Annotated in this window: 24 protein-coding genes; 13 read left to right on the top strand and 11 right to left on the bottom strand. The window is 61.2% G+C overall.

Going from position 1 to position 24090, the window contains the following annotated elements; genetic code table 11:
- The first annotated feature begins 5 nt into the window (after positions 1-5).
- A complete protein-coding gene (gene ku, locus AC1DCM_RS07990; protein WP_477517909.1) occupies positions 6-872 on the top strand; it encodes a non-homologous end joining protein Ku in 867 nt (288 codons plus the stop codon).
- A gap of 46 nt (positions 873-918) precedes the next feature.
- Here the strand turns inward: ku and AC1DCM_RS07995 are convergent, their stop codons facing one another.
- The 4 genes from AC1DCM_RS07995 to AC1DCM_RS08010 form a co-directional block, all read right to left on the bottom strand.
- Positions 919-1755, bottom strand: a complete 837-nt coding sequence (locus AC1DCM_RS07995; RefSeq protein WP_442016318.1) for a carbohydrate ABC transporter permease — start codon at positions 1753-1755, stop codon at positions 919-921.
- A complete protein-coding gene (locus AC1DCM_RS08000; protein ID WP_442016319.1) occupies positions 1752-2711 on the bottom strand; it encodes a carbohydrate ABC transporter permease in 960 nt (319 codons plus the stop codon). Before AC1DCM_RS08000 ends, AC1DCM_RS07995 begins: the two co-directional genes overlap by 4 nt.
- 6 nt (positions 2712-2717) lie before the next feature.
- Positions 2718-4013, bottom strand: a complete 1296-nt coding sequence (locus AC1DCM_RS08005) for an ABC transporter substrate-binding protein (protein ID WP_477517910.1) — start codon at positions 4011-4013, stop codon at positions 2718-2720.
- A gap of 80 nt (positions 4014-4093) precedes the next feature.
- A complete protein-coding gene (locus AC1DCM_RS08010; protein WP_477517911.1) occupies positions 4094-5248 on the bottom strand; it encodes an aminotransferase class V-fold PLP-dependent enzyme in 1155 nt (384 codons plus the stop codon).
- A gap of 307 nt (positions 5249-5555) precedes the next feature.
- On the opposite strand from AC1DCM_RS08010, the gene AC1DCM_RS08015 reads away from it, so the two are divergent.
- Complete coding sequence (locus AC1DCM_RS08015; protein ID WP_477517912.1) at positions 5556-6248, top strand: FadR/GntR family transcriptional regulator; 693 nt, start codon at positions 5556-5558, stop codon at positions 6246-6248.
- 11 nt (positions 6249-6259) lie between these two features.
- Here the strand turns inward: AC1DCM_RS08015 and AC1DCM_RS08020 are convergent, their stop codons facing one another.
- On the bottom strand, positions 6260-6526 hold the full coding sequence (locus AC1DCM_RS08020) for a DUF7218 family protein (protein ID WP_224094779.1): 267 nt from the start codon (positions 6524-6526) through the stop codon (positions 6260-6262).
- A 50-nt stretch (positions 6527-6576) separates the two neighbouring features.
- Complete coding sequence (locus tag AC1DCM_RS08025) at positions 6577-7095, bottom strand: DUF6328 family protein (protein ID WP_442002902.1); 519 nt, start codon at positions 7093-7095, stop codon at positions 6577-6579.
- A 116-nt stretch (positions 7096-7211) separates the two neighbouring features.
- On the opposite strand from AC1DCM_RS08025, the gene AC1DCM_RS08030 reads away from it, so the two are divergent.
- Complete coding sequence (locus AC1DCM_RS08030) at positions 7212-7478, top strand: hypothetical protein (RefSeq protein ID WP_477517913.1); 267 nt, start codon at positions 7212-7214, stop codon at positions 7476-7478.
- A gap of 173 nt (positions 7479-7651) precedes the next feature.
- Here the strand turns inward: AC1DCM_RS08030 and AC1DCM_RS08035 are convergent, their stop codons facing one another.
- Complete coding sequence (locus tag AC1DCM_RS08035) at positions 7652-7822, bottom strand: hypothetical protein (RefSeq protein ID WP_223935420.1); 171 nt, start codon at positions 7820-7822, stop codon at positions 7652-7654.
- Positions 7823-8125: 303 nt separating this feature from the next.
- Between AC1DCM_RS08035 and AC1DCM_RS08040 the strand changes: the two genes are divergently transcribed.
- Both AC1DCM_RS08040 and AC1DCM_RS08045 read left to right on the top strand, forming a co-directional pair.
- Positions 8126-8605 carry a Dps family protein gene (locus tag AC1DCM_RS08040; protein WP_477517914.1) on the top strand — a complete coding sequence of 160 codons (480 nt, stop codon included), beginning with the start codon at positions 8126-8128 and terminating at the stop codon, positions 8603-8605.
- Positions 8606-8639: 34 nt separating this feature from the next.
- Positions 8640-9596, top strand: a complete 957-nt coding sequence (locus tag AC1DCM_RS08045) for a DNA topoisomerase IB (protein WP_477517915.1) — start codon at positions 8640-8642, stop codon at positions 9594-9596.
- On the opposite strand, the gene AC1DCM_RS08050 is transcribed toward AC1DCM_RS08045, so the two are convergent.
- Positions 9593-10363, bottom strand: a complete 771-nt coding sequence (locus tag AC1DCM_RS08050) for a FadR/GntR family transcriptional regulator (RefSeq protein ID WP_477517916.1) — start codon at positions 10361-10363, stop codon at positions 9593-9595. The genes AC1DCM_RS08045 and AC1DCM_RS08050 overlap by 4 nt on opposite strands.
- A gap of 182 nt (positions 10364-10545) precedes the next feature.
- Here AC1DCM_RS08050 and AC1DCM_RS08055 point away from each other — a divergent pair, with 182 nt between their 5' ends.
- The 8 genes from AC1DCM_RS08055 (at position 10546) to AC1DCM_RS08090 (ending at position 19870) form a co-directional block, all read left to right on the top strand.
- The gene (locus AC1DCM_RS08055) at positions 10546-11508 is read left to right on the top strand and encodes a polysaccharide deacetylase family protein (protein ID WP_477517917.1); all 963 of its coding nucleotides are present in this window, start codon (positions 10546-10548) and stop codon (positions 11506-11508) included.
- On the top strand, positions 11505-12959 hold the full coding sequence (locus tag AC1DCM_RS08060; RefSeq protein WP_477517918.1) for an aldehyde dehydrogenase family protein: 1455 nt from the start codon (positions 11505-11507) through the stop codon (positions 12957-12959). The genes AC1DCM_RS08055 and AC1DCM_RS08060 overlap by 4 nt, the downstream gene beginning before the upstream one ends.
- On the top strand, positions 12959-14380 hold the full coding sequence (locus tag AC1DCM_RS08065) for a dihydroorotase (protein WP_477517919.1): 1422 nt from the start codon (positions 12959-12961) through the stop codon (positions 14378-14380). Before AC1DCM_RS08060 ends, AC1DCM_RS08065 begins: the two co-directional genes overlap by 1 nt.
- The gene (locus tag AC1DCM_RS08070) at positions 14377-15462 is read left to right on the top strand and encodes an NAD/NADP octopine/nopaline dehydrogenase family protein (protein WP_477517920.1); all 1086 of its coding nucleotides are present in this window, start codon (positions 14377-14379) and stop codon (positions 15460-15462) included. The genes AC1DCM_RS08065 and AC1DCM_RS08070 overlap by 4 nt, the downstream gene beginning before the upstream one ends.
- Positions 15459-16199, top strand: a complete 741-nt coding sequence (locus tag AC1DCM_RS08075; protein ID WP_477517921.1) for an SDR family NAD(P)-dependent oxidoreductase — start codon at positions 15459-15461, stop codon at positions 16197-16199. The genes AC1DCM_RS08070 and AC1DCM_RS08075 overlap by 4 nt, the downstream gene beginning before the upstream one ends.
- 189 nt (positions 16200-16388) lie before the next feature.
- Positions 16389-17831 carry an MFS transporter gene (locus AC1DCM_RS08080; RefSeq protein ID WP_477517922.1) on the top strand — a complete coding sequence of 481 codons (1443 nt, stop codon included), beginning with the start codon at positions 16389-16391 and terminating at the stop codon, positions 17829-17831.
- Positions 17824-18786, top strand: a complete 963-nt coding sequence (locus AC1DCM_RS08085) for an ABC transporter substrate-binding protein (RefSeq protein WP_442016335.1) — start codon at positions 17824-17826, stop codon at positions 18784-18786. The genes AC1DCM_RS08080 and AC1DCM_RS08085 overlap by 8 nt, the downstream gene beginning before the upstream one ends.
- A complete protein-coding gene (locus AC1DCM_RS08090; protein ID WP_477517924.1) occupies positions 18767-19870 on the top strand; it encodes a membrane dipeptidase in 1104 nt (367 codons plus the stop codon). Before AC1DCM_RS08085 ends, AC1DCM_RS08090 begins: the two co-directional genes overlap by 20 nt.
- 95 nt (positions 19871-19965) lie before the next feature.
- Here AC1DCM_RS08090 and AC1DCM_RS08095 read toward each other — a convergent pair whose 3' ends face one another.
- Genes AC1DCM_RS08095 through AC1DCM_RS08105 form a run of 3 tightly spaced genes read right to left on the bottom strand, consistent with a single transcriptional unit; the run spans position 19966 to position 24089 of the window.
- A complete protein-coding gene (locus AC1DCM_RS08095) occupies positions 19966-20244 on the bottom strand; it encodes an HPr family phosphocarrier protein (protein ID WP_477517925.1) in 279 nt (92 codons plus the stop codon).
- Positions 20245-20279: 35 nt separating this feature from the next.
- Positions 20280-21992, bottom strand: a complete 1713-nt coding sequence (ptsP, locus tag AC1DCM_RS08100; RefSeq protein ID WP_477517926.1) for a phosphoenolpyruvate--protein phosphotransferase — start codon at positions 21990-21992, stop codon at positions 20280-20282.
- Between the two features lie 57 nt (positions 21993-22049).
- Positions 22050-24089 carry a PTS fructose transporter subunit IIABC gene (locus AC1DCM_RS08105; protein WP_477517927.1) on the bottom strand — a complete coding sequence of 680 codons (2040 nt, stop codon included), beginning with the start codon at positions 24087-24089 and terminating at the stop codon, positions 22050-22052.
- Between the last annotated feature and the right edge of the window lies 1 nt (position 24090).

Raw genomic sequence — 24090 nt, forward strand, 5'->3', positions numbered from 1 at the left:
GGTGCATGAGGGCCATATGGAAGGGATCTATCGCGTTCGGTCTGGTCAACGTACCAGTGAAGCTTTACAGCGCCACGGAGGACCACGATATTGGCCTTCACCAAGTCCACAATAAGGACGGCGGACGCATCCGGTACCAGCGGAAATGTGAAATTTGCGGCGAAGTTGTTGCTTATGAAGATATCGACAAGGCCTACGAAGAGGAAGGCCGCACAGTGGTTCTCACGGCGGCTGAATTGAAGTCCTTGCCGGAAGAGAACAGCCGCGAAATTGAGGTAGTGGAATTCATCCCTGCCGAGCAGCTGGACCCGATCATGTACGAGCGCAGCTATTTCCTGGAGCCGGATTCCAAATCCCCCAAGGCCTATATGTTGCTGCGGCAGACACTTGAGGACACGGACAGGATTGCAATTGTCCAGTACGCGCTGCGGCAGAAGACGCGGCTCGGGGCCCTGCGCGTACGCGGGGACGTACTCCTTCTGCAGGCCCTTCTCTGGGGCGACGAAGTCCGCGAGGCAAAATTCCCCTCGCTTGAGACGGAMATCAAGATCTCCGACAAAGAACTTGAAATGTCCTCTGCCTTGGTGGACTCGATGGCCCACGATTTCGACCCCGAAGAATACACCGACGACTACCAGGTACAGCTCCGCACGTTGATCGAGGCCAAGCTGGAAAAGGGCGAGGCGCTCGATACGGAAGCCACGTTCGGTGTCACGGAAGGCGAAGGGGAGGGCGGCGACGTCATCGACCTCATGGAGGCGTTGAAGCGAAGCCTTGACAAGAAGCGCGGCAAGGAAAAAGCGGCCGACGACGACGCTGCCGCCAGCAAAGCTACCAGCAAGCCAAAGGCGCGGGCCAAGAAAAAGGCGTGACCCGGCGTCGGGCGCCCTGATGGGCGCCCGACTGCACTTGCACGAGCTAGCCCTTGACTGACCCGGCCGTTAGTCCTTGGACAATGAACTTGCTTGCAAAGGCAAAGATTGCCAGCGTTGGAACGACCGTCAGGACCGCTGCGGCGGACATCGATCCCCAGTCAATGTTGAAGCTCGAGATGAACCCGGCCAACGCCGTCGGGATGGTCTTGTTGCTGTCGCTGTTCATCAAGGTCACTGACAAGAAGAGTTCATTCCAGCAGTTAACGAAGTTGAACACGAAGCTCGCCGCGACGCCGGGCAGCATGACGGGAACCAGGACTCTGAACAAGGCTCCCAACCGCGAACAACCGTCGATCATCGCAGCTTCTTCCAAGGCGTCAGGAACGTTCTCGAAGAAACCGCGGAGCATGATGGTGCAAAACGGAATGCAGATCGCAATGTAAATGAGGATCAGCCCGGTCTTGGAATCCACAAGCCCCAGATTGGTCATCATCAGATACAGCGGCCCCAAGGCAATGAAGCCTGGAATCATCTGCGTGATCAGGAAGGCCCCCAGCACCGCGCCGCGACCTGAGAACTGGAATCGGGCCAGGACATACGCCGAGAGCAAGGAGATCAGCGTTGCCACCGTGGAAGCTACCAGTGCCACAACCAAGCTGTTGAGCATGTATTGGCCGAAATCCGACTTGGTGAAAAGCCCGACGTAGTTTTCGAAGGACAGTTGCCGGGGCCAATAGTCCAACGGCAGCGAGTAAATGGCGCCCGGTTCCTTCAACGACGTCAGGATGATCCAGTACAGCGGGAAAACCGTGGCGACGAGGCATGCTCCAAGGAAAACGAACTTTCCCACGCGCCCTATGAAGCTCTGCTGATTGATCATCGTGCTTCCTTTCGAGGACGGACCGCCATGAGGTAGAAGGCTGCGAAGAGGGCAAGCGTGAGGACGACAATCAGCCCCAGGGCCGAAGCCTTGCCGTAGTCACCCTCCTGGGTAATTTTGATCATGTAGGTAGTGATGATGTGCGTCTGGTCAGCCGGGCCGCCGCCTGTCATGGCGAAGATAATGTCCGGGAAATTGAAGATCCAGATCACCCTCAGCAGGATGGTCAACGCCAACGTTGTGGCGATGCTTGGCAACGTGATGTTGAAGAACGTGCGTACCTTCCCGGCTCCGTCCAGCGCCGCGGCCTCGTACATTTCGTCGGAGACGGACTGCAGTGCGGCGAGGATCATGATGGCGAAGAACGTGACGCCGTACCAGATGTTGGCAATGATGATGGCGGTCATCGCGAATCCGGGATCCGAGAGCCACGGGATGGGCGAGCTGATGATCCCGGCTTTCATCAGCAAGTCATTGACGACGCCAAACTCCGCGTTGAACATCCACCGGAAGAGCATGCCGATCAGGAATCCGGAGACTGCCCACGGAAAGAAGATCATGGCCTGGTAAGCCCCGCGCATCCTGAACTTTCGTTTCAGGAACAGCGCCACTGCAAAGCCTATGATCACCTGAGGCACCAAGGACCCAACCACCCACACCACCGTGTTCCGGACAATGCCCCAGAATTCCGGCGTTTCGAGCAGGCTTAGGAAGTTGCCGAACCCCACCCACGAGGTGTCGGAGAGATCATTCAGATTCCAGTTGCGGAACGCCATCTGGCTGCCGGCGATCATCGGGTAGTAGATGAAGATTCCGACGAATACCGCCGCCGGGGCCAGGAAGATCAGCAGCGTGAAGGCTGTCCTGGGATTGAAGCGCTTCTTGGACCGATTGCCGGTGCCGGCCACGGACCCGGCGTTGGCCTGCTTCGAGGGGAGTTTGGTGTCGAGGCTCACCGGAACCTAGCCTGCCCACTTTTGAGACCAGTAAGTGTCCCAGCTGGACAACAACTCACTGGTGGACATCTTCCCCGTCAGAACGCGCTGGAGTTCGCCGTCGGACTTCTTGATCCACTCGCTCCACCACGAGACACTGCGCGGCTGGACAGCGGAAACGTAGGTCCCGGGATTTTCCGTCATCTTGACGTAGGCGGCCCAAGGACCGGTGCTGTAGAAACTGTCCTTGGCTGCGGACTTCAAGGTTGGCACCAGGCTGTTGTCCTTGCTGAAGGTGGTGGCAGCGTCGCCTTGGGCGAGGTATTTAATGAGCTTCACGGCCTCGGGCTTGGCTGTGGATGAGGCGGCAATTCCCCAGCCGGCAGATGCCACTGGTTGAATCGCTTTCCCGCTCGGTCCTACCAAAAGCGGCGCCACGTTCCACTGGTCCTCCTTGATGGACTTGGACTCCCGCACTGTGGCGATGACCTCCGGGTCCTGAAGCAGGAACGAGGTGGAGCCGTTGCTGAAGCCCTGGACCATTTCCGGGTAACCCCAAGCCACTGAGGACGGGGGCGAACCCTTCTTGAAGAGATCAATGTAGAGATCCATTGCCTCCTGCGCTTTGGGCGAGGAGAAAATCGTCTTGCCGCTGGTCAGCTTGAAGGCGTTTTCCTTGTCGATCTCGTCAGCGACGTAGGCCTCGATGATGGCGACGGCGTTGGAGTTGGCGTTGGTGCCCCCGCGGAACGCGTAGCCGAACTTGTTCTCTGCCGGCTTGTTGATGGCCGACGCCTGCTCCAGCATCTCGGACCAGCTGGCAGGTGGACCGGAGAATCCTGCCTCCTTGACGACGTCGGAGCGGTAGAACAGCGAAAGACCGTAGAAGCCGTATGGAATGTAGTATGTCTTGCCGTTCTGCTTCGAGTACGTGACGGCGTTGTCCGTTAGGTTGTCCCAGCCCTCCCATCCTTTGAGGTCGGCCGACATGTCATACAGCCACGCGTTGGCACCGAAAGATCCCACGGTGATGTCACGAGCCTCGACGACGTCGATTCCCTTGCCGGACTGAAGCATCTGCTGGATTTTCTGGTCCGCCTGATCAGTTGGCGGAGAGATGAGGTCAACCTTGATGTTCGGGTTCGCTTGCTCGAAACCGGATATGAGCTTCTTCAAAGTGTCCGTACGTGTCGGATTGGTGAGGCTCTCCACCATCTTCAGCGTGACTTTGCCGTCTTTGGCGGGCTCGGCGCCGCCACATCCGGCAAGTGCAAGGACGGCCGCGAGACCGGCTGCGGCAGACATGATGAATCTGGATTTCATGTGGATCCTCCAATGACTTGGTGAGCGTGGGTAATCGCCGCCCCGGCGGCGTGGCATTGTCGGTGGTGGCTAAATTGGCGCTATCGGGAGCCAGCGAGCCGGACGAGCTCCGGAACCGCTCTTTCCGCAAAGGTTTCGTAGTCCTTCGGCGAGTTGTACAGGTGTGCCGAGAGCCGCAGGAAGCCCGCGCCGTTGAAGGTGGTGATGGCCGTTTCGATATCCAGCCGATCCGATATGTGGGCACGGACGGCGTGCGAATCCTCGTGCGTGGTTGCGAGTCCCTTTGGCAGCCGGACCAGACGCAGTGGGCCCACTGGCATACCGACCTTGATCGCTGGATCCTCGCCTGTGGCGTCGGCAAAGGCGTCAGCGATCAGGCTCTGGCCGTAATCGCACAGCTCAGCGGCGTAGCTGCGAAACGTTGCCCAACCGTAGCGTTCCTCGATGGTGTCGAATGCGGTGCGGGCTGCCATCCACGCGGTCACGTCCTGTGTTCCGACGTGGTCGAAATTCTCCGGAAAGCCGTAGGGGAAGCCCCACGAATCGATCAGTGGTTCCAGCGTGGCCGCGCGTGGTCCGCGTGCCACCAGCGCCGCTGTTCCCCGCGGCGCGCAAGCGAACTTGTGGAGATTTCCTACCCAGAACCCCTCGAAGTCCGGCACGGGAAATTCCAGGACACCCGGGGCGTGTGCTGCGTCCACCAGAACCGGCACCCCCAGCCGGGAGGCTGCCTGGGCGATCGCCTCGACCGGGAAAGCCCGGGCCGTGGCAGACGTTATCTGGTCCACCACAATGAGTGCTGTCTTGCTGGTGACTTCGCCCATGACAAGGGCGCAGGCGGTCTCGGCATCCGCATCGAGGGGGATATCGGCGATCCTCACGAGGCCACCGTTCCTGCGGGCAACGCGCTCTGCGCCCTGCAACACCGCCCCATATGCATGGTTGGTCGTCACGATTTCGGCGCCGGGCTCGAAGCTCAGCGAGTTGTATACGGTGCTGATGCCCGCGCTGGCGTTATGCACAAGTGCCACGTCTCGGGAGCTGACGCGGAGGAAGTCCGCGATCTCGGACCTCGCTGTGGCCACCAGTTGGAACTGACCCATGAACCACGGGCAGGGATTCTGGTCCATGGCCGCTTTGAGACTGAGCTGCTTGGCCTGGGCTATCCGTGGTACGGAGCCGTATGAGCCGTGGTTCAGGTGGACTTTGGATGGTGTGAGGCTCCAGTCGACCATTGAGGGTTCGCCCTCGGGGGTCAATATGGGATGCGGGGCCGTGAGCGCTGCTGGGAACACGGTGTCCTTCGTGGTCGGGGAAGAGTGAACGCTCTGTAAGTTACATCACAGATCCGACCAAGACAACGGACAATCGCAAATAGTCATAAGATGACTTTAGGAATACCCCTACAAATGACCCTGTTTGGGCGCCATTCTCCGCAGATAGGTATGATGTCTTGTCGCTTGAGGTATGACAATGGGATCTATCGACTCCGGCGACACGAGCGTGCGGTAGCGTGTTACGAGTATCTGAAGGAGGCACGTATTGGGTGCTGTCGAAACGGCCATGCAGGGCCTAAGAAACAAGATTGCCTCTGGCGAACTCGCGGCTGGGCAGAAATGCCCGCCAGAAGCTGAATTGGCCTCCCAGCTTGGTGTTTCGCGGAGCTCCCTTCGGGAGGCTGTGCGGGCGATGTCTGCCCTGGGGGTGATGGAGTCCCGGCATGGCTCGGGAACTTATGTTTCTTCCTTGGAACCGACGGTTATCCTCCAGAATTTTGCCCTTCTGGTGGATCTGCTTCCGCTGGACGGCCTGCTCGAACTCTTCGAGATCCGCAGGTTGATGGAGTCGCACGCTGCAGCTGCCGCCGCCGCGAATGCCACTCCGGAGGTCCTGGCCAAGCTGACGGCGCTCGTGGAAACCATGGAGGCTACGGACAGCCCTGCCGAGTATTCCGAACTCGATTCACGCTTTCATGAAGAAATCTGCCGCGCGAGCGGCAATTCGACTCTCGCGGCACTCGTCAGCCTGTTCCGTTCCCGCGGTGGACACTTCCATATCTTCGACGGCAAAGTGGGGGCCCAAGTCCGGGAAGGCAGCACGGCGGGGCACAGCGCAATCGTGGACGCGATAGCCCGTAGGGATCCTACCTTGGCCGCCACCGCGACCGCTGCGCATATTGCCCAGACTGAGTCCTGGCTGAAGAAGTTGCGGCCTGCCCCGAGGCTGGAGGATTAGGCTCGCGTGCCTTAGTGGTTCCGCAGCATTGATATGATCTCGGACTTCTTCTTGCCGGAGTAGCCCTTGATTCCGAGTTCCTTGGCGCGGGACTTCAGTTTGTCCACAGTCCAATCGTCGTAGTCGCCGGACTTGCCTCCCTTGCGGCCTACTTCCTTGCGTCCCTGTTTGGCGGCGGCATTCGAAACACGGGCCGCTTTTTCCTTGGAGGCGCCTTCGTCGCGGAGTTCTTCATATAGCTTCGGGTCCTTCAGACTCGAATTCTTCTTTCCAGGCATGATTCGTTTTCCTTTCGGCTATTGATTCTGCGGCTGTCTCATAATGTGGCTCACGGTGCATTTCCGCTCTTGCCGTTCCCGTTTTGCAGGGCCCTTCGGTGCAGCCAGATAGGCATGCCCACAACGAGTAGCAGCAGGACCAGGATGATGAAGCTACCGGCAATCAGCGCTGCTGTTCGCCCGGCCGTGACATCGAAGACCAGGGTGGCCGAACCTACAATCAGGATGGCCACGCCCGCCAATGCCCATTTGGTGATCGCGTCGGCGCTGGAGACGAGAGTGGCTTTGAGTCCCCGGCGGAAAAGGCGGCGATGCACGCTGACCGGAAGCAGGATCAAGGCAGTTGTCAGGGCGGCTGCCATGACATTGAAGAGGTAGAGACCGCGTTGCCAGTCGTCCAGGTGCTCAAAACGCGCCTGGAAAGGCAGGGTCAGCAGGAAGCCGCCCAGTATCTGGACTCCGGTCTGGAGCACCCGCAATTCCTGGATCAGCTCCATCCAGTTACGGTCCATCCGTTCTTCAACGGTTTCGTTCCTGCCGGTCCTGGGAACCTGCTCCGGCTCTACCATTCGTACACCTCCAGATAGCTATTGGTGGACGCTGACACTACACCGGACTACGGTCGAACTGTCAGCATTCCTCGAACAATTTTCGAAGGCCTCAAAGGATTTCCAAGGAGGAAGAAATGAGTCAGGACGAACACCGCGTTGACCCGGAGGACGCTGCCGGCGGCTATGGCACGCCAACGCCTGAGCAGGAATTGCCAGGACAGGGATCGGAGCGTGAAACACCCGAACGTCCATCGCCGGGAACTCCTCCCGGGCCGGGGGAGCCACCTGAGGGCAGCCCCACCCCGGAAGACCCGGATACCTCTCCCGTTCCGGAATCACCGGACGAATTCCCCACTCCGCGGGACCCCGATGCGGCGCCCCCTCCCAGTACGGGCGACTAAGTACGGACGACTAAAGCTCCTGTTCCCGAGCACCTGTCCGGGTGCCGGATGCGCGGGAGGACTGCCCCTGCCTGCGGTTCCACTGCAGTGGGACAGTCCTCACGTTCCGCGGTATTCATCGGCGGTCCGACCATCTTGCTCGGCCGGTTCGGGTCATTGTCGCGGTGCGCGCTCTATACCGTGTGTCCCCTGCGGCCCGACATGAAGCTGAGCAGCCAGCCGATAGCTGCGATGACGAGGAGGACGACGCCTACCCATAGCAGCCAGTTCAGGGCCGACGAGAAGCCGCCCACCAGGAGAAGGACAATTGCAACTACACCAGCAATGATCAGAAGCGTGTTCATGGTCAGCACATTCCTTTCTGGGGGAATCCGCAAAGAATCTTTGGATTCCTGACTATGCATTCCTATTTACTTCTACGGGTACTTGGGAGCGTTCCACCGCCTCCGAGTGCCCTTTTATCGCTACCACTTCCGGTCCTCACCGAGGGGTGAAGTTCGCCAGATGTGAACAGCAACACTCTTCATTGTACTACTAAGCAACCTTATGAAAGAGTTATTGAAGTCGCCACTTGATGATTGACCTACGTCGAAGGAATTCGACACCAGGGTTTTTCGCTTGCACCGGCCGTCCAAGGAGAGGAACACATGAAAGCGTCACAGCAGCTTGCAGACAACCTTCAAATCGTCCTGACAGACCTGATCGAACTACAGCTCCAGGGCAAGCAGGCACACTGGAACATCGTCGGTCCGAACTTCAGGGACCTCCACCTCCAGTTGGACGAACTCGTGGCCGTCACCCGCAAATTCGCCGATGACACCGCAGAGCGGATGAGGGCCCTTCACGCCCTGCCCGACGGTCGGAGCGGGACCATCTCGGCGGGTACCCGCCTTGAAGAATTCCCTGGCGGCCTGGTCAACACCAAGAACGCAGTCAAGCTGGTCACCGAGCGCGTGGAGCGGACCGTCCAGACCATGCGGGACGTCCATGACGAGGTGGATGAAGAAGACCCCACAACAGCGGACCTTCTCCACGAATTCATCGCCCGCCTGGAGCAGCTCGCATGGATGATCAACGCCGAAATCATGAGCGCGGGAGCCGCGGTCACGGATCCTGACGAAGCTTAGTAGGATCACAGAAGACGCGATCCTCGGATTGAAAATGCCAAGGCTTCGGCGAAGTGACCTTTCCAAGCCCGGTATTGAACGTCGCAGGGCCGGAAAAGGGTTCAGTTACAGGTATCCCGACGGGAGCCTGGTAAGCCAAGAGGATCGCCAGCGCATTAATGCGCTGGCGATCCCGCCTGCATGGACCGAGGTGTGGATCTGTCCGGATGGCAATGGGCACATCCAGGCCACGGGGGTGGACGCGGCGGGTCGAAGCCAATACATCTACCACCCCCGGTGGCGCGAACGCAAAGACACCGAGAAGTTCCAGCGGGCCGCCGAATTGGGCTCGGTGCTCCCTGCCGTGCGAAGGACTGTCACGCTGCACCTGAAAGACACCTCGTCTCCCCGGCAGCAGACCTTGGCCGCGGCCGTGCGTCTCATGGATCTAGGCGCTCTCCGCGTGGGCTCTGAAAGCTACATGCGTCAGAACGGCTCCTATGGACTCACCACGCTCAGGTGCCGGCATGCCCGGGTCAAGGACGACGCCGTCGGCCTGAAGTTTCCCGGCAAGAGCGGGCAGTGGTGGGACATCTCCATCCAGGATCCCGCGCTGGCAACCTTCCTTGAGCCATTGGCGCGCCGGCCCGGCAAGGAACGGTTGCTGGCCTACGAATCCGACGGTTCATGGATTTCCATTGATGCTTCCATGATCAATGAGTACCTGCGCGGCATTGCCGGAGCTGCGTACACCTCCAAGGATTTCCGTACTTGGAAGGGGACAGCGGCGGCAGCCCTATCTCTGTTGAAGTCCGAAGGCACCATGACGCGACCCCAGGCCTTAGTGAAGGCCATGAAGGATGCTGCCCAATTGCTGGGCAACACCCCCACCGTGGCGCGTACATCCTACGTGGACCCTCGGATCGTGGAGGCCTATCTGTCCGGAAAACTGCAGGACGTGAATCCGACCGAGGCGTCGATAGCCACTTTGCTTATCGGGAAGCAGAGCTAGCTGGGGTGGGTGCCCCGCCCGGGTTGTTTGGCGCTATTTTCGAGGTAGACCCTTACGGCATCGATCAAGTGGCCGACGTGCCGGTGCATCAGTTGCCCCGCAGTCTCCACATCGCGCCGGGCCAAGGCTGCGGCCAGCTCCGCGTGGTCATGGGCCTGTTCTGAGACAACCTGGGAGTTTAGGGACACTTCTTCCAGAACGCTGGTCAGGTTCGGGTTGGCCGGTTCGATAAGCAGATGCGCCATGGACTCGAGGATTCTATTGTGCGTTGCGGCGGCAACTGTGCGATGAAACAGGGTGGAGGAATCCCTGTTGGGGGTTGCCCCCACCGCTACTGCATCGCCATGGCTGGTGGCCTGCCGGGAGATCTCGTCGAGCTCCTCATCTGAGGCGTTTTGCGCTGCCAGCCGCGCCCCTTCGGATTCGACCGCGCGGCGGACCACCAGGATGTCCAGGAGTTCACTTAGGTCGGTAGTGCTGGCGGCCCGGACCAGATTTGCTCCGTTTTCCTGGACGCGTAGGGCTGCCCTGAGTTCTTCAAGTCGCTGCTGGCCTAGTTCCGTAACCACCCGCCCTTGCTTCGGGCGTGGGATGAGGGTGAGGCCCTGTTGATCAAGTGAGCGCAGGAAGCGCCCGGCCGTTGCCTCCGCTACATGGATGCCCGACTCATTGAAAGCTTCTGCCAAACGAGACGAACCTACCGGTCGTTCTGACTCCCGGATCAGGGTGAGTGCCAGGATTTCCATCTCAAGGTTGGGTGATGTCACCGACGGCCTCCTTTCCCGTGGTGTAAGGGTTCGCGCGTCTGCATGGAAGCAATCTTCCCACAGCTCGCGGAACAGGCATTGTTCACGAAGCAGCTGTTGACTGCGCAGCATTAGTACTTCATCATTGGTGATGAAGTACTAATGCTGTCGAGGAACCTCGGTTAGAAGTGTGGGTGGATTCAATGAAAAGTTCTCAGAGTGATCTGGGGCCAGTGCGGGACTTCATCGGCTACGGCAGACATAAGCCCCAGGTATCCTGGCCGCAAAACGCGGCCGCCGTGGTGAATTTCTGCATCGCCTACGAGGAAGGCGCTGAGCGGAACATCCTCGATGGAGATGCCCGGGGCGAGAGCCTCGGGCCGGGGCGTGACCCCAGGCCAGGACACCGGGACCTCGCCGTCGAGTCCATTTACGAATATGGCAGTCGGGCCGGGATCTGGCGGATTGCCGATCTGCTTGATGAGTACAGCCTTCCGGCTACGCTCTTTGCCCCAGCCGTTGCCCTGGAAAAGAACCCGGAGGTCTGCCAATGGGTGGCCGAACGGGGACACGACATCTGTGCACATGGCTGGCGCTGGACTGACCCCGCGGAACTGACGCAGGACCAGGAGCGGGAGCGGATCAAGCTGGCAGTTGAATCAATAGAGCAGACCTGCGGACGCCGGCCGGTTGGTTGGCGTTCGCGGACGGGGCCAAGCCTGTACACGCGTCGCCTGCTTGTCGAAGAAGGTGGGTTCATCTATGACTCGGACGCCTATAACGATGACCTTCCGTATTTTACAGAGGTCGGAGCCCGCGAGCACTTGGTGGTCCCGTACACCTTGACCTATACGGAAGGCCGGCTCGTCCAGCCCATGGGGTTCACAAGTCCATTCGATTTCTGGGAAACATGCCGCCGCGGCCTGGACGAGCTTAGGCGCGAAGGACAACGGGGTTTCCCAAAGATGATGTCGATCGGCATCCACCCCCGCCACACAGGACAGGCTGGCCGCATGGCGGGAATGCGCGACTTTGTCGAATATGCGCTGGGCGCCGGGGATGTGCTGTTCAGCACCCGCGAGGCGATCGCCAGGCATTGGATCCGGGAACGGCCGGCAGCGGGGGAACGACTTCAAGCATCAGCAAACGCAGGAGGAGAACAATGACGCATCAGATACTCGGAACTCAGCGCCGTACTGCGCACATCAATGGAAAACCTGTTGACGCCAAGGATTCCTTCGCTGTTCTGGATCCGGCGACAGGTCTGGAACTGGCCCACGTGGCGGCCTGTGGCCCGGATGAAGTGGACCAGGCGGTAAGCGCAGCACGTAGGGCTTTCGACGGCGGGTGGAAGCGGACAACGGCGGCTGAACGCGCCCGGATCCTGCGCAGTATTTCGTCGGCCATCGTGGCGAATGGGGACGAATTGGCCCGAATAGAGAGCGAGGATACGGGCAAACCACTGCGACAGGCCGTGGTGGACGTCAACTTTGCCGCGCGCTTCTTCGAGTACTACTCCAATATGGTGGAGGCTGTCTTCGGCAGCATCATTCCCGCCGCGACGGACCGCATGACCTTCTCGGTCCGGGAACCTTACGGTGTCACCGGGCACATCACTCCCTGGAACTACCCATTGGGCTTGGCAACCCGAACGCTTGCGCCTTCCCTGGCGGCGGGAAACTGCTGCGTGCTTAAACCGGCAGAGGAAGCGCCGCTGTCCACGCTGCGCCTAGCCGAAATCATGTCTGAAGCTGGCCTGCCGGATGGCGTCCTCAATGTAGTCCCCGGTATCGGGGCAGAAGCGGGAGCCGCGTTGGCAGCGCATCCCGGCTTGGGCAAGCTCTCCTTTACCGGCTCCGTGCCGGTGGGCGTGAAGATCGGGCAGGCCACAGCGGCCAACCTCGTCCCGACCGACCTGGAGCTGGGCGGAAAATCGCCCAACATCGTCTTCGCGGACGCAGACATGGACGCTGCTGCTTCGACCGTGGCCGCTTCGATCCTGCAGAACGCCGGCCAGACGTGCTCGGCCGGTTCCCGCCTCCTGGTCCATGACAGCGTCCATGATGAATTCGTCGACCGTCTCGTGCGTATCTTCCAGGGAACCACCCTCGGCCCGGGACTGGCGAATCCCGGCTTAGGCCCGGTGATTTCGCGCAAACAGCAAGCGAGGGTACTCGATTACATTGCCTTGGGCCGAGGAGAAGGCGAACTCCTGGTCGGCGGCGGCGTGCCGGATGATGAGGTCTTGGCCGGAGGGAACTTCATCCTTCCCACAATCTTTGACGGCGTGAGCCCGACCGCCTCGATTGCCCAACAGGAAATCTTCGGACCGGTACTTACGGTGACCAGCTTCGATAGCACTGACGAAGCAGTGGAACTTGCCAATGGAACCGACTATGGACTGGTGGCAGGTGTATGGACCGCTGACGTTGGCCGCGCCCACAGGATGATCCGGGACCTGCATTGCGGCCAAGTGATGGTCAACACCTTCTCCAACGGGGTGGAACTGCCGTTCAGTGGGCGGAAACAGTCCGGATACGGGACGTCGAAGAGCTACGAGGCCCTACTTGGCTACACACAATCCAAGGGTGCCGTGATCATGATGGCCGAACACTAATGGGCGCGTCACGAAACGGGCTGGTCGTTGCTGGTGGGCGGGTGGTCCTTCCCGAGCGAATTATCGACGCCGACCTTCTGGTTCGGGACGGAAAGATCGCGGCCCTCCGTGAACGATTGGGCCGCGACACTGCCGCCGAAGCTGCGGCCGAACTCTCCGGAGCTGAGACTGTGGACGCGAGCGGCCTGATGGTCATGGCTGGGATGATTGATACTCATGTCCACCTCCGGGACCCTGGTCATCCCCACCGGGAAACATTCAGCACCGGGACAGCAGCCGCCGCCGTGGGTGGCGTTACCACCGTACTCGAGATGCCATCGGGGATTCCTGCGGTTGCGGATGCTGCGAGCTGGCACCACAAGAACGACGTCGTTGCGCCCAAGGCCTTCGTCGATTATGGACTATATGGTGGCGCCGGTTACAGCAACACAGGGCGGATCGTGGAACAGGCCGCGGCTGGCGCGGTGGCATTCAAGTCGTTCATGAACGCTCCGGCGCCGGGAGCGGATCCCGGTTTCGATTCACGGGCCCTGCCAGATGACGCATCGTTTCTTGCAGCCATGAAGGCCATCGCGTCAACAGGGCGTGTCGCCGTCGTTCACGCTGAAAGCGACTCCATCTGCGGATGCCTTGCGGCGCAAATGAAAACAAGCGGACGCAAAGACCTGCGCGCACACGCAGAGTCAAGGCCGCCCCTGGCCGAGGAGGAAGCCGTGGCCCGGGCCATCCTGTTAGCGGGCGACGCCGGCGCCCGGCTTTCAATTGCCCACATCAGCACCGGAGCCGCAGTGGAGCGCGTCCGTCGGGCAAAGGCCGAAGGGCAGATGGTAACGGCCGAGGCGTGCCCCCATCACCTGTTCCACACACTGTCTACCAGCGAACATCTGGGCCCCTATGCCAAGGTCAATCCGCCGTTACGGGAGGAGGCTGATGTTGTGGCTTTGTGGGCAGGCATTGCCGACGGCACGATCGACTACATCGGTACGGACCACGCCCCGTACACCACCGCGGACAAGGACAAAGGCTGGGATGACATCTGGAGCGCACCGTCCGGAGTCCATGGGCTGGAGTCCGTCGTGCCCGCACTGTTGACCGCGGTCAACCAAGGCAAACTGACGTTGCCCCAGCTTACGCGGGCAATCTCCCTGCGTGCATCCCAAGTTTTTGGACTCGCGTCCAAAGGCGAATTACGTGAGGGCGCTGATGCGGACTTCATCCTGGTGGACATGGACCGAAGCGGCGTGATCGACCCGGGCAGTCAGCATTCAGTGAGCCGTGAAGCGGCGAAACTGTGGGCGGGTCGCCCGATGCGCGGCGCTGTGGTTGCCACGTATGTCCGCGGACGGATTGTCGCCAAAGACGGCAAGGTGCTCTGCCAGCCCGGGTTCGGTCTGCTGGTCCGACCCGGCGGCCGCCCATGACAAAGGTAGGGATCATTGGCTGCGGAAGCACCGGCCTTGCCCTTGCCGCGCACGTGACGCAGCGGGGAGGGGCCGTACGGACTATGGTGGATCAGAATCACCACTTGCTGGACAGCCTTCGCCGCTCAGGAACGCTCACGATGAGCGGTCATCTGGGAGACGCCGTATTTGCTCTTCCAGAGTTGTCTGAAGGCTACGACAGCCTCGCGGAATGCGGACTGATCTTCATTGCGACCACCGCGGACCGACATCTGCCTGTGGCTCAACGTCTTGCCAGCGTCCTGCACGAAGGCCAACTTTGTGTACTCGTCACGGGTTACGCAAACGGGGCATCCGCATTTGCGAAGGCGCTTACCGAAGCAGGGTTCTCAGGTGGCAAAGAGTGCGTCGTTGCGATGAACACGACGCCCCACCTGTCGTACGCCCTTGGTGACGGTTCGGTACATATTTCCGCAGTGAAGAGCTGGTTCGAAGTCTCTGGGGCGACTGAGCTTGCCGCCATCAAAGGCATGTCCTTGCTGACGCCATGGCTTCCTGCGGCAACGCTGGCCAGGCACCAGGTGGCCTCGTCGCTGAACAACCCGAACCCCGTCGCCCATGTACCCGCAGCTGTTCTGAACGCGGTCATAGCCTCTCAAGAGGCGCACGGATTGATCCCACCCCAGGGGGCGTTCCACTTGGGCGACTTCGGTGCGCCGGCGCTGGAAGCATTGCGTAACGTGCTCGACGCCGAACGACTCGCTGTCATGAGAGCCCTTGGCATGGGCCGGCACGGCGTAAGCAGGAACGACTTCTCGTCGCGGGCCTACGGACCCAACGCACGGGAAAGGCTGCCGCCCCGGGTTGGTCCAACCTTCCAACGGCGCTTCATCACAGAGGACGTTCCGTGCGGCCTCGTTCCCCTGGAAGTACTGGGCCAACGGGCAGGTACTCCCACGCCAGCGATGACTGCCGTGATCTCCCTGATCTGCATGCTGGAAGGTCAGGACTTCAGAGAACACCCCGCTGTGCCCGGTCGAGTGACTGGTCTGGGACCAAACGGCATGGCAGGACGACTGCACCGGGTAGGAGCCCAAAAATGAACGGAGAATCGCCGCACAACGGCAAGCGGATTGCGATCACGGGCGCAGCCCGGGGGATCGGCCGCGGGATTGCCGAGCGCTTCGCGGACGCGGGTGCCCATGTCACGCTGCTCGACAAGGACGGACCGGAAGCTGAGCGGACGGCAATGGGCATCCCCAATGCCACGGCCACTGAACTCGACGTGACCGACACCAAGGCTACGGAGGGCTTCTTTGCTGACGCAGAGCACGCGTTCGACGTCGTCATAGCCAACGCCGGCGTGTCTCTGCCCAAACACTCCGCCCTGGACACCTCGGATAAAACCTGGGACTGGCTGATGGACAACAACCTCAAAGGGGCCTTCAATACGATGCGTTGCGGGGCGGCCCGCATGCTCACGGATGGGGTTCCTGGAAGAGTCATCGCCACATCCTCAGTGGCAGGCCTGACGGCTGAGCCCGGCTATGCCGTCTATGCAGCCGCCAAGTGGGGACTTATGGGATTGGTGAAGTCAATGGCCATGGAGCTCGCACCCTCGGGGATCCTTGTCAACGGTGTGTGCCCTGGGGATGTCCAGACGAGGTTCCTCAGCGAGACAGCCGACTCCGGCATCTACAGCGGGGCTCTGGGGCGACCTGCCCGCATAGAAGAAATAACTGGCGTCTACCTTTGGCTTGCCGGCCCTGAAGCAAGCTACGCCGTCGGGGAGATGGTCGTCCTGGACGGCGGTTTATCCCTGTCTGCCATGTCCCGATAGTCGTCCGGAGCGGTAGGCATAACACGAAAGAAAATTATTGCATCATCATTGATGATGAAGTACATTTGATGGTACGGATCACACTGAAGCCCGGACGGGCTCAGGCTCCGGCTTCGAAAAAAACAAGGTGGCAGGCAACGGTGCAGCCGCTGTTTCTTGAAGCACTCAGCCCATTCTCAGGAGGCAAAAATGAGTTCACTAGACATAAAGGGCGGGAGCCCCAGACTTAATTCCATGCTGTTGAAGCTCTCCGAATCGGTCGACAAGATTCCGCTGACACGGACCCACTGGACAACAATCCTGCTGGTTGTCGCCGGTATGTTCTTCGACATCCTCGAGTCCAACTCCCTTGGCTTGGCTGGCCCGCAGATCATTGCGACCTTCGGCATCTCCAAAGCCGAATTTGCCTTGATCAGCTCCATGACCTTCATCGGACTTACGATCGGGGCATACCTGGGCGGGATGCTCTCGGATATCAAGGGCCGGAAGTTCGCCCTTGTAGCGAATCTCGTCGTTTACTCAGTGGGCGGCGTACTCTGCGCGCTGGCCCCGAACTACGAGGTTCTCATGGGGTCGCGATTGATAGTGGGCATTGGCCTTGGCGGCGAGCTGGCAGTGGGAATTGCGCTGATCTGCGAAATCATGCCCACCAAATACCGCGCCCAAGCGGTAGCCGCCCTCAATGTTGGTTCCGGTGGGCTTGGCAACGTCGTTGCCCCCGCTTACGCCGCCCTGGTCCTTGTAGCCCTGGGAAACTTCTTTGGTGGACCGCAGGTTGCATGGCGTTGGCTGTTCGGCCTTCTGATCCTGCCGGTCCTTCTTGTTTTGGTGATTCGGCGCAACATGCCGGAATCACCGCGCTTTCTCCTCACGCGCGGCGACATTGCCGGCGCAAATCGAAGCCTGACCGCGTTGGCAGCGGGCAAGGTCCCTGACGATGAAATCCATATCCGTGAAGAAGACCTCCAAGCCACAGACGGTAACCGCATTGGCCGCCCCGAGAAGATTCGTTTGGGCGAGATCTTCACCAGCGGCCTGCGCCGCCGGACTGCAACGGCCAGTGGCGCGTACTTCATGGTTGTGGCCGCCCAGATGTCACTTCTGACCCTGATGCCAACCTTCCTTGTCGCCCGCGGTTCAACTCTTGGCCAAAGCCTGCTGTACACGCTGATCATGCAAATTGGCAGCCTCCTCGGTGCCTTATGTGCGGCAACCATCACATATCGGTTCAAGCGACGCACGGTAATGGTCACTGGTGCCGTGCTTGGCTGCCTGGTCGGCCTGGGATTCGGTCTGCTGGCGAACACGGACCCGCTGATTCTGGTGTTCGGCTCCCTGTTCCAGTTCTTCACACTCCTGCTAACCACGACGTTGTGGTCCTGGGCCCCGGAACTGTTCCCCACCAGGGTGCGCGGGTTCGGAGTCTCCTTCGTCAAGGGCACCGGTGGCCTGGGCATCATCGTCATGCCGCCGTTGATTGCTCTGATCTTCGATAACGCCGGCCTTCCCGGGATTTTCACCACCATGGCAATCATGTTCGCCATAACGGCAGTCCTGGCATGGGCTGGTGTTGAAACCAAGGACCAGACGCTCGAAGAGGCAAACGAGGCGAGGCCCGTCTTCCATGGCTGAAACGCTGACGCCCGTTCCGGGCGGCACCATACGCATCGTTGCGGCCCGGAACCTTGCCTACCTACCCCATTACGTGGGAATCTCCCGCGGCTACTTTGCCGGCCAGGGGATCAACGTTGAGGTGATCGAGAAGCAGCCCGGACATGGAACTATCACCGATTCAGTGGTCCGCGGCGAAGCCGAGCTTGTCCTGGGAAGCGTCGTTTTTGCAGACCGGCTCAACAGGACGACACCCAGCGTCATTGCTGCAGTGAGCAACACCCAGACCCGGCATTTCCTCTTTCAACGGGCCGCTGACGCTGTGATTGGTGGAAGCCCGGATTCCTTCGACTGGCAGGAACTGCGTGGCAGGGTTGTGCTCGTGGCCCCAAGCTTTGTCCCTACATCATGGGTCGCCTTCCTGGAGATCCTGCACCAGCGCGGCATCCCCTTGGGGGATGTCAGGCTCCTGGTTGGCTACCAGCCTGAAGCTGTGGTGGAGGAGTTCCTTAGCGGATCGGGAGATTTTTTCCTGGCCGGCGGGCAGGAAGCCCAGGACCCCCGATTACGTGAAGCGGTCCCCCTGGCCAATGGGCTAGGTCCCGTCCCTTGGTCTGTCTACTGCTGCACCCGGGTGTGGGCACAGGATCACGGCGCTGAACTCGATGCCTTCCGCGCCGCTTTGGAGAAAGCCCAAGCATGGCTGGCAGTGCAAAGCTCAGCCGATGTGGCTGCAGCAGCACGCGAATGGTTTTCTGCCATCCCGCTCGGGGAGCTGAAGGGCACGGTTGAACAGTTCCAGCGCATCGGTTTTTGGGCAAAGAAGCCACAAGCAGTTCCGGGGGAGTTCAGGGCTTGGCGGGCCGCGCTCGTGCGGGCTGGGCTGCTCGCAAGCGACACGGAACTCCTGGAAATGATCGAAGAACCCTCCGGCACAGAATTCCAAGGAGACGAGAATGACACAGACGCAGCTTGATCACCCTTACCTCTCCCGGGAGGTGAGCAGGGACGAAGATCAGCACGCCCTGGAACTCCACTCCCAGGCAACGGTGGTGGATACCTGCGGCGCGATTCCTCCGGGTGGAGATGGATCCTTGGATGATTCCATCGCCCTCCTGCGCCGTGGGGGGGTGGACTGCGTTGGCATGACCCTCTCAGCGGAGGAACACGATCAGCGGGCGGCCATGGACCAGATCACTTTCTGGAACCGCAATATCCGTAAGCACTCGAGGGACCTCGTGAAGGTCAGGTGCGCCGACGACATCCGGCAAGCCAAGGAGGATGGCCGAATCGGCGTTTACTACCTTTTCCAGAACGCCAAGCCATTTGGGGATGATCCCGGCAATGTAGAACTCTTCAAAGACATGGGGGTAGTCTCATCGGCGATCACATACAACAAGCGCAACTTCCTGGGCGACGGCTGCGCTGAGCCGGAAAACTCCGGGATCAGCAGCATCGGTCGCGACACGATTTCTGAGATGAACCGGGTGGGCATGTTGGTCGATCTCTCCCATGGCGGAAAGCAGACCCAACTGACTGCTGCACAGGCTTCAACCGCACCGCCATACTTCTCCCACAACAACTGCTACTCCGTGTTCGGAAACCGCAGAAATGCCACGGACGAGACTATGCAAGTGGTTGCCAGCAAGGGCGGCATGATGAGCACCATGCCCCTGGAAATCAACGATGAATACCAGCCCACGGTGGCCAACATGGTTGACCATCTCATGCATACTCTTGCAATCTTCGGCTCTGGAGGCGTAGGCGTCTGCACGGACTTTCCCAAGGGCAGACGGAGTGTCTATGACTCCGCATACATCGATGAACACGGATATCTCAATATCCAGTACGACGGCACGCTATACGTCAAGCGGATGAAATGGGAAGGCCCGGGCTGTCTGCACAGACCGCCGTGGTACCCCTACGCCGAGGGCATCAAAACTTACGAGGGCCTTCCCAACCTCACCCGGGAACTGGTCATTCGGGGCGTTGATGACAACACCGTCCTAGCCGCGCTCGGCGGCAACTTCATTGACCTGATGAGCCGGGTCGTCGGCTAGACGAGCATTCCGGTCCAAGACACAGAAAAGGCCTGAGGCCGCCCAAATCCGGGTGACGTCAGGCCTTTTCCGTGTCGCTGAGCGGTTTCGCGGTCCTACTCGGCGTCGTGGTCCGTTTCGAGGATCTTCACCAGTGTGTCCAGGGCTGCTTCTGCGCCTTCGCCTTCGGCGCGCAGTACTACAACGTCGCCGTGGGCGGCACCCAGGCTCATGAGGGACAGTATGCTCGCTGCATCCATGGCGTCATCGGCCGGCTCGCCTTCACGGGCGATCGTGACCTCGAGGTCAAGGTCGCCTGCGGCTTCAGCGAAGATGGCTGCCGGGCGGGCGTGGAGGCCGACGCGGCTTGCGATGGTGGCGGTACGTTCAGGCATTGGTGCTCCTTTGTTGTGGGTGGTTTGTGGGAAGTCTAGAGGCCGAGCTCGTTCAGGATGGGAAGCTGGGCCCGGACCGCGCTGCGTGCCGCGGCTGCATTGGGCGCCGCCAGAGCGGTTGCTGCGAGCTGTTGCGCCTGGGCAACCGTCACGGTGGCAAGCACGGCTGCGACGGCGGCAAGCGCCCGGGCACTCATTGACAGCGTCGCAACGCCAAGTCCAACGAGTACGACGGCGAGGGCCGGGTCCGCTGCTGCCTCACCGCACACGCCAACAGGCTTAGCCGTGCCGCTTTCGCCGCTGACCTGCGCGGCGCCGTCGGCCGTTAGCTTGACCAGCTGCAGTACTGCAGGCTGCCAAGGATCGTTCAGGGTGGCGAGCGGCCCAAGCTGACGGTCCGCTGCCATGGCGTACTGGGTGAGGTCATTGGTGCCCAGCGACGCGAAGCTGACTTCGCGCAAAACTGTGGCGGCGGTCAGTGCTGCCGACGGGACTTCGACCATGACACCCGGGGTCTTGAGCCCGGCGGCGGCGCAAAGGGTGGCGAATCGCGCGGCCTCGTCCGCCGTCGAGATCATGGGTGCCATGACCCAGACCTCGGCGTCGTTGGCGGCTTCGGCGGCGGCGATGGCCTCGAGCTGCCGTTCGAGGACGCCGGGGGACGTGAGGTCCGTCCGGTATCCGCGGACACCCAGCGCAGGGTTCGGTTCGTCGGCGTTGGTGAGGAACGGCAGCGGCTTGTCCGCGCCGGCGTCCAGGGTCCGGACCACAACCTTCTTACCTGGGAAGGCTGCGAAGACAGCCCCGTAGGCGGCGATCTGTTCCTCCACAGTGGGTTCGTCGTCGCGGTCCAGGAAGCAGAATTCTGTGCGCAGAAGTCCAACACCCTCGGCGCCGGCGTCGGCCGCTTTGACCGCATCGGCACCCGTGCCAACATTTGCCAATAACGGCACCCGGAAACCGTCCGCCATCGTGTTGTTGCCACTGAAGGCCGCCAGCGTGGAAGCCTGGGTGGCCCACGCCTTGGCAGCCAACCGCAGGTCTTCCCCAGGCTCAGCGGTGATGGTCCCTGCGGCGCCGTCAACGTAAACCTCGGTGCCGTCCGCGATCTCGTCCACGCCCAGGGCGGCGACGACGGCGGGCAGGCCGAGCGCACGGGCGAGGATGGCTGTGTGCGACTGCGGTCCGCCGCTGGAGGTAATCAGCGCGACTACCTTGGCTGGGTCCAGCGTGGCGGTGTCAGCAGGCGCCAGGTCCTCGGCCGCCAGGATGAAGGGGACGTCGGAGGCCGGGATTCCCGGTGCCGGCAAACCCCGAAGCTCCGACACAATGCGTGCCCGAACATCGAGGACGTCCGCCACGCGCTCGGCCATGTACCCGCCCAGGCCCTTGAGGGTCTCAGCCACTGTGCCACCAGCCTCCCAGATTGCCCGTTCAGCAGTCCGTGCACCACCTGGAGCCTCGGGAGACAACAGCTTGATGGCCGATTTCACCAGCATGGGATCGGCGGCCATCAAAGCCGTTGCTTCCAGGACTTCCTTGCCTTCTCCGTTGGCAGTAGCCGCACGGGCCCTCAGTTCCGCCTGAACCGCTTTGGCAGCGTCCTTGATGCGCTGCCCCTGCGATTCAACCGTGACGTCGGCAGGAATGTTGACGTTCGCGTGCGGTTCCTGGACCGGCTTGGGCATTTGCTTTACCGCTGCCAGGACGCGCCCGGGAGCTACGCCTACGCCTGAGAAGGTCTGCATGTATCTGGTCCTCTGGTTGCTTGGGTGCTGTTGTGCTGACGGGGTAGCTGCCGGCGCTTACACGCCTGCCGGGACGGGAACTGCCTCGGCCTCAACGGGCTTGCGGACAGCCCAGCGCTTGAGGGCAATCACCAGGAGGGCGGTGATGACCACACCCACAGCGATCGACAGGAAGAACAACAGGAAGTTGTCGATTGCAAAGAACACGAAGATGCCACCATGCGGAGCCTTGGACGTGACCGCGAATGCCATGGACAGGGCGCCGGTTACGGCACCGCCCACCATGCTGGCAGGGATGACGCGGAGCGGGTCTGCGGCTGCGAACGGGATAGCGCCCTCGGAGATGAAGGATGCACCCAGAAGCCAGGCGGCCTTTCCGTTTTCGCGCTCAGCCAAGGAGAACAGCTTCTTATCCAGAACAGTAGCCAGCGCCATGGCGAGCGGCGGAACCATGCCGGCTGCCATCACTGCGGCCATGATCTGCCACGGTGCCTGGTTTGCCACGCTTGCCGTGCCGAGGCCGGCAACAGCGAAGGAGTAGGCGACCTTGTTGACAGGACCGCCGAGGTCAAAGCACATCATGAGGCCGAGAATGATGCCGAGGACGATTGCGCCGGCGCCGGTGAGGCCCGAGAGGCCGGTGTTAAGTGCCTTGGTCAGTGCCACGATCGGAGCACCGAGGATCAGGAACATGAGGCCGGAAGCAACCAGGGAGGCCAGCAACGGAATAATGACCACAGGCATCAGGCCGCGCAGCCAGCGGGGAACATCGAGCTTGCCGATCTGGAAGGCGATGTAGCCAGCCAGCAAACCGCCGACGATGGCGCCGAGGAAGCCTGCGCCCATGAATCCTGAAACAGCACCGGCAACAAAACCGGGGGCAATGCCGGGACGGTCAGCGATAGCGTAAGCGATGTAGCCGGCCAGCGCGGGAACCAGGAATCCGAGGGACAGTGCGCCGATCTTGAACAGCACAGCACCGATATAGGCGCCCAGCGGACCCCACGCATTGTTCGGGAACTCGGTGGGCAGGTTGAAAATGTTGTTCTCAACCAGCATCTTGTCAGCGAAGCCCGTGATTTCGTAACCGCCAAGCAGGAACCCGATGGCAATCAGCAGGCCGCCGCCGGCCACGAACGGGATCATGTACGAAACACCCGTGAGGAGTGCGCGCTTTAGCTTCTGGCCGATGTGCTCGCCCTTTTCCTCAGCAGCACGCTCTGCCTGCTCTTCTGCACCGAAGTGCGGGACGCGGCGGGCATGCGGGTCATCGGCAGCAGCCAACGCTTCCTGGACCATCTTGGTGGGCTCATCGATGCCGCGCTTGACCGGAGCATTGATGACCGGTTTCCCGGCGAAGCGCTCCTTGCCACGGACGTCCACGTCGACAGCGAAAATCACTGCGTCAGCAGCGGCAATGATGGCCGGATCCAGCGGCTTGGCGCCGGAGGAACCCTGCGTCTCAACCTGGAGGTCCACGCCCATTTCCTGGGCAGCGGCAACCAGCGAATCGGCCGCCATGTAAGTGTGTGCAATGCCGGTTGGGCACGCGGTCACGGCGACGATGCGCTTGGGTGCGGTAGTCGTCGTCGTGCTTGCGGCAGCAGCTGCTCCAGCGGGAGCCGCGGCGTGGGCTGCAGCCGGCTTGTCCGCCAAGGCTCCATCCACGAGGTCCACGATGTCCTGCTCAGTGGCTGCGGCGCGCAGCGCTGCCGTGAAGTCCTTCTTGATGAGGGAGCGGGCCAGCTTGGAGAGCAGCTTCAGGTGCTCCTGGTCAGCTCCGTCCGGGGCCGCAATGAAGAAAATGAGGTCAGCCGGGCCGTCCTTGGCGCCGAAGTCCACTTTGTGGGACAGGCGAGCCATGGCGAGGGCGGGCTCGGTGACTGCGGCCGAGCGGCAGTGCGGAATGGCGATTCCGCCGGGAACGCCGGTAGCGGTCTTCTGCTCGCGGGCGAAGGCATCCGTGAAGAGCCCTTCAACCTCGGAAGCACGGCCAGCGGCGGCGACTTTGCCGGCCAGGACGCGGATGACGTCGGCAGGGGAGTCGCCCAGGTTCTGGTCGAGGATGACCAATTGGGGTGTGATCAGCTGGGTCACT

Source organism: Paenarthrobacter sp. 10N417, from assembly GCF_056394745.1.